We start from the raw sequence: 14,863 nt of genomic DNA on the forward strand, positions 1-14,863 counted from the left end.
CTATAGTAATAATTTTAACACGTGATGAAATTGTATTTTCCGACAAAATCGAGACAGTGATAACCAGAAGCGAGAAATCTTGGAGATGATAAAAAAACCATCATCTCCTTTTGGTTGATACAAAGGCATAAAAAGTTCGCCATCGATGGGTGCAACTACTTCTTTTTGATTGCTAAATGCCAAGAGTTCCCTTTTTGAAATCTTTTGAAAATTCCGAAACCCACTTACCATTTTAAAATTCTCAAAAGGCTTGATCGAGTGTCTGTAATCGATTTTATAAAAAACCTGCTGTTCCTTAAAGAGCGACAAGTTGTGTTGGTAAAATGAATACTTGGGTACTGCTTCCTTTTGGAGGCAATTAGATGCAACCAAGGCCAACCACAAAAATGCAATACAATTATCAACAGACACTTCTTTTTCATGCTGACCTGCCTCAAATCCCAATGCTATATGTCCGTATTCATTGAGATAAGTAAGCAAGGGACCTTCTAAATATTCTTCAATTCCGAGCACCGTAGGAATGGAAAAATTGGAAGAAAATTTTCTATTATTGAGCGAATCGCTAATGGTAATGAAAGGTTGGGTATCTGAAGAAGTGGTATGCAAGTCTAAAAAATAAAAAGGCCCATTTTCAATATGGAGAATTTCTTTTAAAAAGGTGTAAATTTCATTTTGTTCTTGAGATTCAATTTCTAAATCATCCTCTAAATGCAATTTTAAAATTTCTTCTTTGGTCCAAATTCGGTTCAAATCAACATTTTGAAAGCGGATATTTTCAGCGAGTGCAGCGATATTTCCTGAAATTCCATAGAAATTCCCACTAAATTGAATGTCTTGCTCTTCAATGGTTTTGAAAACTTTTATCAAGGCATTTACTCCTGCCCGCTCATTGCCATGAATTCCTCCAATAGCAATCACAGTAGGAGATTCTTTAATTCCTTGAACACTACCAATGATTCTTTGTATGAAAATTTTCTCTTGAAAGGATTCAATTTCGATAGGACGACTCATAAAGTTTTTTTGATTTGTTCAATTTTTTCAAAATCACTTTTTGTAATAATACCCACTAATAAATCCCCATTAACAACTACTATTGCAGTATTTTTTTTACTGTTCATGATATTTTTTGCTGTTTGATAGGACATGTCTGGATTTGCAATACCAAAATTAGTATTCATGATGTTTTTGGCAATTGTTTTGAAGGTATTTTTAGAAGAAAAATCAATTTCTTCCAACTGACTTTTATCAATAATTCCTACAATTCTGTTTCTTGAATTTACTACGGGGATGTGGTGAACTTTCTTCCATTCCATAATTTTAGACACCAATTTCAATAAATCGTTTTCATGCACAACATAAAGATGTGTCGACATTATTTTATAGACTTTATCGTATTTTTTTTGACTGTCATTTTTGTAGAACTCTACAGGCTTCCATTCAGAAATAGGGATATTATCCTGCTGATTTTTATGGATGTTTTCAGTTAAGATCACATTCGATTCGTAGTTTGAAAATTCGGCTCGTAGTGTTCGTTTGTTGCGAATCAACCATTTACTCCCCGTAGTATTAGTATCGATTCTCTTTTGGATAATTTCTAGATAATGATCAATTTCAGTCTCATCAATATTCGATTTCAACAAGCCTTCTTTAGCCATTGGAATTAAAACCGTTTCCAATAGCTTTTTTGCAGACATCCCTTTTCCAAACCAATTAAAATAACTGTCCATTCCTGTCCTAGCTGCATTAATGAAGTTGCCTCTCGCATCATTGAAAGGCATTTTACGCCAAATTTTTTCATATTGTTTTGGCATCCCTTGCATCACTCCTACCCACAAAAGAGCATTTGCAATTTCATCTTTTACACTGGGGCCTGCAGGGATGTATCGGTTTTCAATTCGAATATGCGCTATATTGTCGTGAACGCCATAGCACAATCGATTCCACTTATAGAGCGTCCCATTGTGTAAATTTAAGGCCATGAGTTTGGGCATGATACCTTGTTGCACTAACTCGAGAGAATCTTCTTCAATTTTTGAAGAGACAATAGGAGGATATCTTGAAATATCATCAGTAAATAATTCTAAAATAGATTCTTTTACCCAGCTTTCGCCAAATGAAACTCGTGCTCTTTGTTCTCTAGAAATATGAGAAATATTTCGTAAGTCGATACTTTGCTGAAAGAGGGCAATTCTAGTTTCGCTCCAAAGTTCTTTCCCCAGTAAAATTGGTGAGTTTGTCATGATTGACAATATGGGTCCTGCGATAGCCTGAGACCAATTGTATTTATCGATCGCTTCTTCAGGACAAATTTGTAAGTGCACTTGAAAACTTGTATTACAGGCTTCAAATAAGATTGATTCATGTTTTAGAATAAGTTCATCTACCCCTTGGATATGAATTTTAAAATCTTCCCCACGTATTTTTTTCAATATTGAATTGAGTGTTTTGTAGCGTTTGAAGGGAGTCACATTTTTAAAGACCAAATCTTTTTTCTTCAATGTGGGTAAGATTCCAGCTAGAATTAATTTAGTATTTTGAACTTGTTCTGCTACGTTCGATCCTTTTTCTAAGAGTGCTATCAGCTGCTTTTCAAGATCCGAAAAACAAGTGTGAGTCAATTCAAAAGGATCTAAATTGATTTCTAAATTGAAGAGTGCGAGTTCTGTGGTATAATGCTTGTCATCCATTTTCTCAAGAATCTCTAAGGCTGTCGTTGAGGGCCTAAAATCTTTATCTACAAGACACAATTCCTGTTCTACCCCTACTCTTTGAATTCCAGTTTCAAACATTTGATGTTGAAGCATATACTCAAAAGCTTCAATATCATTGAGTAGATGTCGTACAAATTCTTTGCGCTGTTTTTTTGTTTTGATCGCTATTACAGATTGAGATCCCATTGTACATCAATTACACTCAACGAAGTTCTAATAAACTTTTTATAAAAAACATGACAAATATCATCACAAAAAAACGGGCTCACTAAAAGTGAACCCGTTGTATATTTTGTAGGGATGAAATACATTACATCACAAACAATCTTCTGTGAGACATCATTGCTGAGACTCTTTCTCCAATTTCGTGTAAAGCTTCATCATTTTCAGCATTCTGTATTGCTTCATCGATAAAACCAACTACAGCAGCCATATCCGATTCTTTCAAACCACGAGTTGTAATAGCAGGGGTTCCTACGCGGATTCCAGAAGTTACAAACGGGCTTCTATCATCAAAAGGAACCATGTTTTTATTCACAGTGATGTCTGCTTTTCCAAGTGCAATTTCAGCATCTTTACCAGAAATATTTTTGTTACGTAGGTCAATCAACATCATATGGTTGTCCGTACCTCCAGAAATTAAGTCATAGCCTTTGGCAACAAATTCTTTTGCCATGGCAGCTGCATTTTCTTTTACCTGAATTTGATATTCTAAAAATTCATCTGTTAAGGCTTCTCCAAAAGCAATTGCTTTTGCAGCAATTACATGTTCTAAAGGTCCTCCTTGATTTCATGGGAAAACCGCCGATTGCAATAAAGAAGACATTTTCTTTAAGCTACCATTTTTCAACGTTTCTCCAAAAGGATTGTCAAAGTCTTGTCCCATCATGATCAGTCCCCCTCTTGGACCGCGCAACGTTTTGTGGGTCGTAGTGGTAACAATATGGCAATGTGGTAAGGGATCGTTCAAAATTCCTTTTGCAATCATTCCAGAAGGATGAGAAATATCAGCTAATAAAATAGCTCCAACACTGTCTGCTATTACACGAAAGCGTTTGAAATCGATGTCTCTAGAATAGGCAGAAGCTCCAGCTATAATTAAGTTTGGTTGTTCTTTTGTAGCTGTTTCCTGTATTTTATCATAATCTAAAACTCCAGTTTCTTTTTCAACTCCATAAAAAGAGGTCTTGTATAATTTTCCTGAGAAATTTACAGGAGAGCCGTGTGTTAAATGCCCTCCGTGCGATAAATCGAATCCTAAGATTTTGTCCCCAGGTTTTAAACACACTGAAAAAACAGCAGTATTGGCTTGAGAACCTGAATGAGGTTGCACATTCACATAGGCAGCACCAAATAATTCTTTAGCTCTGTCAATCGCAATTTGTTCAACAATATCAACAATTTCACAACCTCCATAATAACGCTTTCAGGATATCCTTCTGCATATTTGTTGGTTAAAACAGAACCTTGTGCTTTCATTACTTGGTCGCTTACAAAGTTTTCAGATGCAATTAACTCTAGTCCGTTTAATTGTCTTTCTTTTTCCTCCTCTATAAGGTCGAAAATTAAATTATCTTGTTGCATTGTTGTGGGTTTTATAAGTTTACAAAAATAATGAAAAAGAGGGTTGTATGAAATATCTTTTCCAACTATTTTTTCGTTTTCTTTTAACAATTATTGTATTGGTATAAATGGACTGTTAAAAATAAGTTTTTGATGATTTTTCATTCTCGGAAAGAGAAAAAATTGCATAGATTTGATAAAAATTAAAATCTCAGCTCATGATCATTACAGCGAATAATCCCAACAGAAAATCTTGGTTACAGGTTTCAAAAGATTCAGATTTCCCAATACAAAACATTCCTTTCGGAGTCTTTATTACTAGAGAGGATATGATTACTATTGGTAGTCGAATTGGTGATTTTGCAATTGATTTAGGCGCATTTCATCAGTTGGGTTATTTTGAAGGAATTCCATTAACCGATGATTTATTTTTACAAGACAATTTGAATGATTTTATCGCTGATGGTAGAAAAACATGGCGCTTGGTTCGAAATAGAATTGCTGAAGTTTTTGATGCAAGCAACGGTCGTTTGCGAGATCACGTTGAACATAAGGAAAAAATAATCTTTAGAATGGATGAAGTAGAAATGCTTTTGCCGGTTTCTGTAGGAGATTATACCGATTTTTATGCGAGTAAAGAGCACGCAACCAATGTGGGCTCATTGTTTAGAGACCCCGATAATGCTTTGTTGCCAAACTGGCTACACATTCCTATTGGCTATCATGGAAGAAGTTCTTCGATAGTCCCTTCTGGAACGCCCATACGAAGACCCTACGGACAAACCAAACCTGCAGAAGGAAGTACTACTCCTGGTTTTGGCCCCACTAAACTCTTAGACTTTGAGCTTGAAATGGCTTTTATTACAACAGATGCCAATGTTTTGGGCGACCGAATTCCGATTGAAGAAACAGAAGAATACATCTTTGGATTGGTACAATTCAACGATTGGTCTGCAAGAGACATTCAAGCATGGGAATATGTGCCTTTAGGCCCCTTTTTAGGGAAAAATTTTGCCTCTACCATTTCACCCTGGATCGTAACCTTAGATGCCTTAGAACCATTTAGAACAGACAATCCAAAACAGGTACACGAGCCGCTTCCCTATTTGAAACAAGAAGGAAAAGGAAGTTATGACATCCATTTGCAAGTAGGTATTCAGCCTGAAAATGGAGAGGAAACTGTGATTTCCAACTCCAATTTCAAATATATGTATTGGACCATGGCACAGCAATTGGCGCATCACACCGTAAACGGATGTCCCGTTGAGGCGGGTGATATGATGGGCTCTGGAACCATTTCAGGACCAACTAAAGATAGCTATGGCTCGATGTTAGAACTTACCTGGAGAGGACAAAACCCAATTAGGCTAAAAGACGGAACCACCCGTAAATTTATCAATGACAACGATACGGTAATTATGCGAGCGCATTGTAAAAAGGATCAGGTACGAATTGGTTTTGGTGAATGTGTTGGGAAAGTATTGCCAGCGAAATAGCGACCTATTGCTTCTTAAAACAACCAAGAAGCTGTCGATACAGCTTCGTTGGTGTTTTAGAAAGTGCCTTCGCTGTAGCAAGAAAGAAATCTTGAGACAGGGTTCGACTGCTAGGGCAAGGATCTTGTTGATGCCGTTGAACGAATTTGTTATACATTTCTCCCTTCAATTTTTCCTATCCTTACCGTCAGAGCGAGACGCACTCGCTAGCGCGGGAAAGGTTTTTACTTTTTTCGTAGGCTTGTGCAACGGTTACCGGTGTTAGCACCAGTTAAATTTTTAATTTTCCTTTCAGAACAATTTGAGCTTTACTTTTTATCGTCATATTCTTCTCATTCAATAATTCAACTTCCATAAATCCAGTTCTTTCTGAACATTGAAAAGAATTCATCTTTGACTTATTCAATTTCTTTCCCCAATATTTTGCCAAAAAGGTATGCGTTCCACCTGTTACAGGGTCTTCATTCGTCCCACTCCAAGGCCAAAAATATCTTGATTCAAAGTCAAATTCCACCTTTGTCGAATGTGCAGTTACAACTACTCCGTTAATCTCTTTATGTGATTTTTTTAGCTTGTCAAAATCGGGGGATAGGTTTTTTAATAATTCAGCACTCTGAATTTCAAGTAACAATATTTTGGTTTCAGCGTTGTATTCGCTATTACTCACTTCTTCAATTCCAAGGGCTTTAAGTAATTCAAATGGTACTTCTTTAGGGATTGTCTCATAAATTGGGAATCCCATTTTAATGAATTCTTCATTGCGTTTAATTGGTAATTTCAAGTTCTGAATATTCACAAAAGTGAGTGAATTTTGTCCGTTTTTTTCAAAAAGTACTTTTGAAGAAGCTAAAGTAGCGTGTCCACACAATGGAATTTCCATTACTGGTGAAAAGAATCTAATGGGATATTCATTATTTTCATTAAGCTCACCAATAAATGCCGTTTCTGATAATCCTAATTCTTTTGCGATTGAAAGCATTTCTGAATCAGACAGTTCATTTTTTAATATACAGACACCCGCTGGATTTCCTTTAAAGGGTTGGTCCGTAAATGAATCAACGATATAGGTTTCTATTTTTTTCATTCTTACTTGATCTGCTCTAATTGGTGCTAACGGTTTTGTATAAGCCCAGTAAGGGATTTGTACACTTGTAGTTTCGGTTTAAAAATAATTCTACAAACACAAAACTGCTTTTATTCCAAGCCTTAAACCCTTATTGGGCTTATACGTTGTTGGTAGCCGTTTATTTTTCAACTAATACAAACCCTTCATCTCTAAAATATGGCCAAATTCCATACCAATGACCTTTCCCAAAAATAATTAAAGATTTTTCTTTATTATATTTTAAAACTTTATTAGCAGCTATACTATCCCTATAGTATCTTATTGCGTAATATTTATTTAGTTTACTACATTTATATTTTTCCTTAAAACCTGTATTGTAATCACATTTATCTAAAATAATTACACCATTCTTTTTTTCATGAGCTTGTATTAATTCTGTCAAAGAAACATCAATATTAATATCTAAAGTGTCAATACCTAAAATTTCTTTTGATTGTGACACAAACTTTTTGTTTTTAAAATATTTTGGTAAAGATTTATTTGATTGACTAGTTAAATCATTAATTTGAAATCTTCCAAGTATTTTTCTATACTTCCTAAGTAATATAAATAATTCTTTTTTATTTATTGAGTCTAATTTTTTACTATAATATTTTTTATTAATGTTTATTTCTTCGTAAAATATAGTATAATTTTCATTTTTTAATGAATCAATAATTTTTTTTGATTTATTATAAAAACTAGGTTTTGCTAAGTGTACCATAGGGAGAAAAACAACTATTTGATGGTCATTTTTCATAATTTTTAAACTTTTTTCTACATTATTAGGAGTAATAATAGATAGCATAATCCTATTGCAACTTAAAAAAAAAGTAATTATTATTGTAAATAGAAGAATTCTTCTCATAAAGTTTAATGTTAAAATTAAGAAGGAAAATGAATTTTCCTTCTTAACCATTTTTATACTTTTATTTAATTAATCCTAGTAGTATTTTTAATGCTACTTCTACAACAGCATCAACATAACAACCAAATTTACACCAACCTCTACCTTTAATTTTTTTTCCATCTCCATCAGTATATCTTTTATGACAATCAGATTTACATTCACTGATTCCTCCTGCTTTTTCATAATTTTTAGAATGTAAACTTTTTGAAGTTCCATCAGGATTAATATGAATATCTGAGTAAATTAATTCATACAATTCTTCTTTTGAAAGACCTGTAGCTTTAATTAAGTTTTCAGAAAGTTCAAAACCTAAAAATTCTTCTTTTTCATCATCCATTTTAAATTCAATATTACCAGTCAGTTCTATATCTGAGTTTGTTGATTTTTTAGAACTCTTGTTATTAGAAATTTTAATGTCAACAACCTTGGAAAGAATGTTTGCTTCATCTAAATTTTAATCTTTGTCACAAGAAATCATAAAGATTATTGTGAAAGCCATAATAAATTTTGATAGTATTTTCATAATTTTTGTTTTTTATGAAATTACCCAACTTTAAAAAAGTTGGTTTGGGAAATATTCCCGTTTTTGGTATTCATTCAATTCTACTATTTTGCTTACTCTTAATGTTCAAATCTCTTTAAGCGAGTGGCTTTTGTTGTTTCAATGTACAACTTTTCTTTTTTATGAACATTTAATTTTAACGCAATATTATCGTCAAATGGCTACCAACGTTTGGGCTATGAGTAGTTGCGTGGTTTAGCACTTAACTTTACAAGTACACACCAAACTGAAAATACGTGAGCTTGCCTGCGGCAGGCAGGGATTTTCAGAAGTAGGCGTGAATAAGCAATTACTTATAGCCATTGTGCCTGTTGCACAAGTATTTACCCAAATATAAGTAAATATAGATTGATAATAAAAATATTTTCTTTAAATTTAAGGATGCAAGGAAAAAAGACCTATCAAGAAAAGCTGTTTGCTTGTTTTAGTTTGAGTGAACGGGCACCAAAAGACAATTTTTACCGACAGTTAGGAAGCGTTTTAGATTATTTATATCGGCTGACCAAAGCATATTAAGAAAGCAGCTGAAAAAAAAGCATAAATCCCTCCAAAAAACACTACAGCACACTCATTTTTTAGTATTGCATCCCGCACATCGGCTTAAAAAGGAAGGTTTTTTACTTTTTCCTGCTGCGCAAAGTCTCCCGACTTTGAGCTTATATAATTCTCATTAATTTTTTTTCAAAATTCATTTTGATACCTCAAAATTTTCATTCTATGCTTTTTTTAGTTGCGCGAAGTCGGGAGACTTTGCGCAGCTGGCAAGAAAGAAATCTTAAGACAGGGTTCGTTTGCTAGGGCAAGGATCTTGTTGATGCCGTTGAACGAATTCGTTATACATTTCTCCCTTCAATTTTTCCTATCCTTACCGTCAGAGCGAGACGCACTCGCTAGCGCGGGAAAGGTTTTTACTTTTTTCGTAGACTTGTGCAACGATTACCAGTGTTAGCAAACGTTATTATATTGGAAGTTGCCAATTTAAAATTAATTTTAACGTGTTTGTTTTTATCTTACTAAATACAGGAATTTGTGATATATCTGCTAATCCAAATTCATTTCTTAATTCTAGTGTAAAATGATTCTTTTCAGTTAGTGCAAATTGGTAAGAAACACCAAAAAGAATTCCATAATCATAATCATCAATAATTTGTTCTGATTGCTGAGTAAAAGACTCATCGCCAACTTCGTTAATCGGTGATTCACTTTCTATAACTTTGGCTTCATTTTCTATATTCAAGGCATGGTTATAAAAACCTCCAAGATTAAATCCTAATTTTTTTGAGTTACCTATATTATATCTTAAAAAGACAGGGATATTAATGTAGCTAAATCTAATTTCATCTTCTATAGTATAACTTCCAAAACCACCATTAGAAACGGATGAAATACGGTGTACCCATACCATTGTTTTCCTATCGTAATTTATGTTTGATAGAAAGGATAAGTTTTGATTAATTTTATATTCAATTGAAAATCCAAAAGAATAGTTTAGCCTTCCATTATATCGTTCAAAAACATAATTTTGTTTCAATTCAAATAGATTTCCGCCTAGGTTTATTCCATACTTGAATTTACTATTTTTGCTTTCTTGTGAAAACAAATTTATTGATAGAAATAATAATATAATTATTGAGGTAAGTTTAAATATTTTCTTGTTCATTTCGCTAATGTTTGCCAATGTTTGCCAATGTTTGCCAACGTTTGCATATACGGCGGGCGGGCGGTTAGCCCGACAGATCGTTATATGCTTTGTGCCTGTTGCACAAGTATTTACCCAAATATAAGTAAATATAGATTGATAATAAAAATATTTTCTTTAAATTTAAGGATGCAAGGAAAAAAGACCTATCAAGAAAAGCTGTTTGCTTGTTTTAGTTTGAGCGAACGAGTACCCAAAGACAATTTTATCGACAGTTAGGAAGCGTTTTAGATTTAGACTATTTGTATGGCTTGACTAGAGCTTATTATGGTACAAGTGGGCAAAAAAGCGTAGATCCCCTCCAAAAAATACTACAGCACACTCATTTTTTAGTATGGCATCCCGCACATCGGCTTAAAAAGGAAGGTTTTTTACTTTTTTTCGGGGCTTGTGCAACGGTTACCATTGTTGTACACAGTTATTTTTAATTTAACATTTTTCCTTTCTCATCAAATAGTTTAAAGCTTTTATATGATGTCGATAGAAATGATTTTTCTTCTTTAGTCATTAAGTCTTCGAATTTATAAATAAGGTAATTCAAAGTCTTTAGGTATTCCTAACATCAATAAGTTTCGATTATTTAATAAAACAAAGCGGACATATTTTCTTTTAGGAAATGACACATAAAGTGATATTGCATTTTCAAAGTCTAATTCGTCTACTAATTCCTTTGGCATATCTTCTGTCACTCTGTTTCTGTTATTTACGAATGACTTATCGGTTGTGAATTTAATGTAAACCTTATTTTCTCTATTGACATTAATGATTTGTTGTAAAAATGAATGTTGCTCAACACGAGATTTCAATTCATTTTTTTTGTCAATGAAATTTTGAAGCGGTGTGATTTCCTCTCCGATTGCCATTATTAAGTCGTATATAATTCTTCCATCAGAGTTTTTGTCAATAAGTTCGGCTTGCCAACAGTCTCCGTCGAAACTATAAGAATAAATATTTGCGATTATTGAGGATTTGATATCAAAGTTATCTAACGTTTGCTTTTCACGATAAAGTAAATCGTATAATTGTTTGTTTGGGTTTTGAATTCTTGATTTTATTTCTTTAGGAAGAAATGGAATTAGATTTTCAATGTCTTTCTCTAACTGGATTCTTTCAATACTATCTTTAACAAAATATTGGTAATTTTTTAGTGTATTATAAAAATGTAGCTTATTAAAAGCATCAATTTCTTTGTCTTTGATTATTTCGAAAACTGTATTCTCGAAATATTCTTGTTTGCCAGAATTTAAGTTAGCATATGCTTTTGCGATTTTGCTACCATCAGAAAAATAGTGGGTTCGCATTGTATCAGTAATTCTTACGTTAGAACCCAATAAGATTTTATCAATATCTATATCGAGCTTTGCAAGCTCTTCGATATATGTTTTTCTAGCGTTTGAAGCAATATTACTATTTGCGTTTCTGGAAACATTATCATTCATTATGTTTAAGAACGACTTTATAAAAACATTCCAATTTTGAGTTTTTGAAGCCAAACTCGCAATCCTTTTTTGTTGAATTATTGGTCCGTTGTCAAAACTACAAGTTCCCACTTGTCTATTTTGCCTCATTAATTCCAAGGCTCTTTTCTCCGAAATAAGTTGAGCAGTAAAATCCTCTAAATCTCCATTTGAGACTTTGTTTATTTCTGCATAATCTAAAGCTTCTAATAGCAGATTTTTAAAATTACGGTCATTTGCATAAAGGCTGTCTGCAAATTTCTCTTTTTTAGATTGCCATTCATTTAGTTCGTTTCTGCGAGCAATATAATCTTGTTCTTTTCTGTAAGGTGGTTTGTTGGTTTTTAGTTCATAGTAGTTCACTAATGAGTCAATAATAGTTCTATTATATGGTTTAAATTCATTTGACTTGTCGTCATTATCATAAAAAATGGATGTTTCTGGCTTTACTATTAGGTCTGTGTAGTTTATCCAATCTGAAAGTTGTTTTGGGATAGCTATTAGTTTGAAATCATGATTTAAGTAGAAGCCTTTTATTATGGTTGATTCTTTATGTTTGCCCCATTTCTCTTGGTAAACAGAGAAATACATTCTAGTATTCTGTTTTTCATTTAAAAAGAATTGAATGTCATAGTTTTGACTGTCAATAATGTGTCTTTGACTTTTGCCAATTTCAAATGATTTTATCTGTAATTTCTTTTCCTTTTTGTAATTTGAATAGGCATTTTTTATAATTAATAAATCTTTGTCAACTTGTAATCCTTTGAATTTATTTTTTAGCTGTTTTATATTATCTGATTTCTTTAATTCAGTAATAAATTTGTTTGGGGTTTTTGTGATAATTTCGAAATAACTTGCTGATGTCTGTGGTAGTGAGAAAAAATTAGGCGTTTCACTTTGGCTGTAATTCTTTTCCAAGTGTATTATGATAGAATCAAGTTTTGGAATATCACTTTCGCTAATTATTGAAGTTTGACAGAAAACATTTCCTGAAATTAATAATGATAGTAATATGTAGATTGATTTTGTCATAATTGTGTACAACGGTGATTATAAGCATAGTAGCTGACGTTAGGAAGCTATTATCGCTTATACCTTGTTGTGCGGTCGTTATTATTCAAATTCAGTTTGCCATTTAATTTTATATTTTTTAAATATTACAATAGCTATTACCATAACTATAAAAATACTCAACACTGTCAAAGTCGAAAATAATTTCCAACTGGTTTTAATGGACAAATAAAATGGAATCCTTGTCAAGACCTCCGCACAAAAAGCACAATATAACCCAACTACACTCCAATACATATAATTGAAATGTCTAAAAATATAATTCCTACCCTTTCGTCTTAACATAGGGTACATTCCAGCCAATAAGGTCAAAAAGCTTACTATAGCGAAAAAATGAAAAATTCCAAACCCTCCAAAAAGTCTATAAATCATAAATGCAGTAAAGTTTACCAATAACATAGACGTCACATAAATATATCCAATCTGCTTATGTCTTTTTGTTCCTTTCTTACTTATTAGTACAACAATTCCGGTAATCATCGCTACAATTGAAACCAATAAATGTATCAATCCTATATTTCCACTTACAATGTTTTCCATTTAATTAAGGTTTTGAGTTTATAATGCCACACAACGTTTTGGCTATGCGCAGTGTTCCGAAGAGCATTGCGTATAGGTGTTGTGCCTGTTGCACAAGTATTTACCCAAATATAAGTAAATATAGATTGATAATAAAAATATTTTCTTTAAATTTAAGGATGCAAGGAAAAAAGACCTATCAAGAAAAGCTGTTTGCTTGTTTTAGTGTGAGCGAACGAGTACCCAAAGACAATTTTTACCGACAGTTAGGAGGCGTTTTAGATTTAGACTATTTGTATGGCTTGACTAGAGCTTATTATGGTACAAGTGGGCAAAAAAGCGTAGATCCCGTAGTTTTTTTCAAACTGTGTTTGGTCGGCTATTTAGAAAACATCATTAGTGATCGCAAGCTGATATCCCATTGCAGCATGCGTATGGATATTTTGTATTTCATCGGTTATGATATCGATGATGAACTGCCATGGCATTCAACGATTAGTCGTACACGACAATTGTTTCCAGAAAGCCTCTTTGAAGAGGTATTTACCAAGGTTTTAGCACTGTGTATTTCCAAAGGCATGGTCAGTGGTCACACCCAAGCCATTGACTCCGCCCCAGTGAAAGCCAATGCATCCATGGATAGTTTGGAACTCAAAGTTCCCAAAGAAGACTTAGAATCACACTTGCAGAAGATACGTCATATCAGCCGTATGGATAAACCCCATCGACAAGCCAAAGAAAACAAGGCCTCTAAAACTCAACAAACTATTGATGCAAACAAACAAGAACTAGGCGCTATAAAAAGCCGTAACAAGAACTGGTCAAAAAATCAAGATCAGCGCCCCGGTGCAGGCAACAAAGGCAGTAAATACACCAGCAACAAAATCCATTACAGTCCGACCGATCCTGATGCAAGAATTAGTGTAAAACATAGGCAAAGCCAGAAAACTCAATTATATGAGTCAGCTAAGTGTAGACACCGCCCACCATGTCATCACCGACATTCAGGCTTACCATGCCGATAAGAAAGACAATCAATACCTTCAGGATATTGTAAATCGCTTAAAACCAAGACTTCACCACTCGGGATTACTATGGCAAAACTGTGTCGCCGACACGGGTTATAGTAGTGGAGAGAACTATGCCTTTTTAGAACAAGTGAACTTACAAAGCTTTATTCCTCCACATGGCACCTACAAAGGTGGTCCCAAAGGGTTTATTTACAATGATCAAGAAGACCATTATGTATGTCCACAAGGAAAATCCATCCCCTTCAAAAAAGTATTTAAAGACTACCGTACCCAGACCTTAAAAAAGGAATACCGAGGGTCGAGTAAACTATGTAATGGCTGCCCAATAGCAAGCCAATGCCTAGGTAAATCCGCCAAAGAGAAGAAATTTTCTGTAACCTACTACCGAGAGGAATATGAGCGAAACAATGCACGAGTCCACAGCAAACAAGGACGCTTTATGAAACGTAAACGTCAAAGCACGGTAGAACCTGTTTTTGGGACACTGACTCAATTTATGGGTCTGAGAAAGATCAATACCATAGGCATACAGCAAGCCAACAAGGTGATGCACCTAGCAGCAATGGCTTACAATCTGAAAAAGTATGTGAAATTCACTCAAAAACTGGCAAAATCTAAGGCAAAAGCCCTTCGTTTTGTGTTTTTTGAAATTACCGCCCTCACAAAGGGCATTGGGTCCTATATACCCCCCTTTAAAAAACAATACAGCACACTCATTTTTTAGTATGGCATCCCGCAC

Annotated in this window: 12 protein-coding genes and 1 pseudogene; 4 read left to right on the forward strand and 9 right to left on the reverse strand. The window is 33.7% G+C overall.

Going from position 1 to position 14,863, the window contains the following annotated elements; translation table 11 throughout:
- From RRF69_RS10925 to glyA, 3 genes and pseudogenes are all read right to left on the reverse strand, one after another.
- Positions 1 to 1,011: a succinylglutamate desuccinylase/aspartoacylase family protein gene (locus RRF69_RS10925; RefSeq protein ID WP_316939815.1), complete on the reverse strand. Its 1,011-nt coding sequence runs from the start codon at positions 1,009 to 1,011 to the stop codon at positions 1 to 3.
- Positions 1,008 to 2,897: a CBS domain-containing protein gene (locus RRF69_RS10930; RefSeq protein ID WP_316939816.1), complete on the reverse strand. Its 1,890-nt coding sequence runs from the start codon at positions 2,895 to 2,897 to the stop codon at positions 1,008 to 1,010. Before RRF69_RS10930 ends, RRF69_RS10925 begins: the two co-directional genes overlap by 4 nt.
- 124 nt (positions 2,898 to 3,021) lie before the next feature.
- Positions 3,022 to 4,295, reverse strand: a pseudogene (glyA, locus tag RRF69_RS10935) (serine hydroxymethyltransferase).
- A gap of 197 nt (positions 4,296 to 4,492) precedes the next feature.
- Here glyA and fahA point away from each other — a divergent pair.
- Positions 4,493 to 5,770 (forward strand): fumarylacetoacetase, encoded by a 1,278-nt coding sequence (gene fahA, locus RRF69_RS10940; protein WP_316939818.1) that lies wholly within the window; start codon positions 4,493 to 4,495, stop codon positions 5,768 to 5,770.
- A 271-nt stretch (positions 5,771 to 6,041) separates the two neighbouring features.
- On the opposite strand, the gene RRF69_RS10945 is transcribed toward fahA, so the two are convergent.
- The 3 genes from RRF69_RS10945 to RRF69_RS10955 all read right to left on the reverse strand — a co-directional run bounded on the left by RRF69_RS10945 (position 6,042) and on the right by RRF69_RS10955 (position 8,122).
- Positions 6,042 to 6,854: a PhzF family phenazine biosynthesis protein gene (locus RRF69_RS10945; protein WP_316939819.1), complete on the reverse strand. Its 813-nt coding sequence runs from the start codon at positions 6,852 to 6,854 to the stop codon at positions 6,042 to 6,044.
- Between the two features lie 160 nt (positions 6,855 to 7,014).
- Positions 7,015 to 7,635, reverse strand: a complete 621-nt coding sequence (locus RRF69_RS10950; RefSeq protein WP_316939820.1) for a hypothetical protein — start codon at positions 7,633 to 7,635, stop codon at positions 7,015 to 7,017.
- A 169-nt stretch (positions 7,636 to 7,804) separates the two neighbouring features.
- Positions 7,805 to 8,122, reverse strand: a complete 318-nt coding sequence (locus RRF69_RS10955; RefSeq protein ID WP_316939821.1) for a hypothetical protein — start codon at positions 8,120 to 8,122, stop codon at positions 7,805 to 7,807.
- Positions 8,123 to 8,728: 606 nt separating this feature from the next.
- On the opposite strand from RRF69_RS10955, the gene RRF69_RS10960 reads away from it, so the two are divergent.
- A complete protein-coding gene (locus RRF69_RS10960; RefSeq protein WP_316939645.1) occupies positions 8,729 to 8,863 on the forward strand; it encodes a hypothetical protein in 135 nt (44 codons plus the stop codon).
- A gap of 442 nt (positions 8,864 to 9,305) precedes the next feature.
- Here the strand turns inward: RRF69_RS10960 and RRF69_RS10965 are convergent, their stop codons facing one another.
- From RRF69_RS10965 to RRF69_RS10975, 3 genes are all read right to left on the reverse strand, one after another.
- A complete protein-coding gene (locus RRF69_RS10965) occupies positions 9,306 to 10,025 on the reverse strand; it encodes a porin family protein (protein WP_316939822.1) in 720 nt (239 codons plus the stop codon).
- Between the two features lie 542 nt (positions 10,026 to 10,567).
- The gene (locus RRF69_RS10970; RefSeq protein ID WP_316939823.1) at positions 10,568 to 12,535 is read right to left on the reverse strand and encodes a hypothetical protein; all 1,968 of its coding nucleotides are present in this window, start codon (positions 12,533 to 12,535) and stop codon (positions 10,568 to 10,570) included.
- A gap of 81 nt (positions 12,536 to 12,616) precedes the next feature.
- Positions 12,617 to 13,114, reverse strand: coding sequence for a DUF2306 domain-containing protein (locus RRF69_RS10975; protein ID WP_316939824.1), 498 nt, complete (start codon positions 13,112 to 13,114; stop codon positions 12,617 to 12,619).
- A gap of 158 nt (positions 13,115 to 13,272) precedes the next feature.
- Between RRF69_RS10975 and RRF69_RS10980 the strand changes: the two genes are divergently transcribed.
- The gene (locus RRF69_RS10980) at positions 13,273 to 14,118 is read left to right on the forward strand and encodes a transposase (protein WP_316939825.1); all 846 of its coding nucleotides are present in this window, start codon (positions 13,273 to 13,275) and stop codon (positions 14,116 to 14,118) included.
- Positions 14,051 to 14,848, forward strand: a complete 798-nt coding sequence (locus RRF69_RS10985; protein WP_316939826.1) for a transposase — start codon at positions 14,051 to 14,053, stop codon at positions 14,846 to 14,848. Before RRF69_RS10980 ends, RRF69_RS10985 begins: the two co-directional genes overlap by 68 nt.
- Positions 14,849 to 14,863: the final 15 nt, after the last annotated feature.

The sequence above is a fragment of the Polaribacter sp. HL-MS24 genome, from assembly GCF_032758595.1.
Taxonomy (GTDB): Bacteria; Bacteroidota; Bacteroidia; order Flavobacteriales; family Flavobacteriaceae; genus Polaribacter.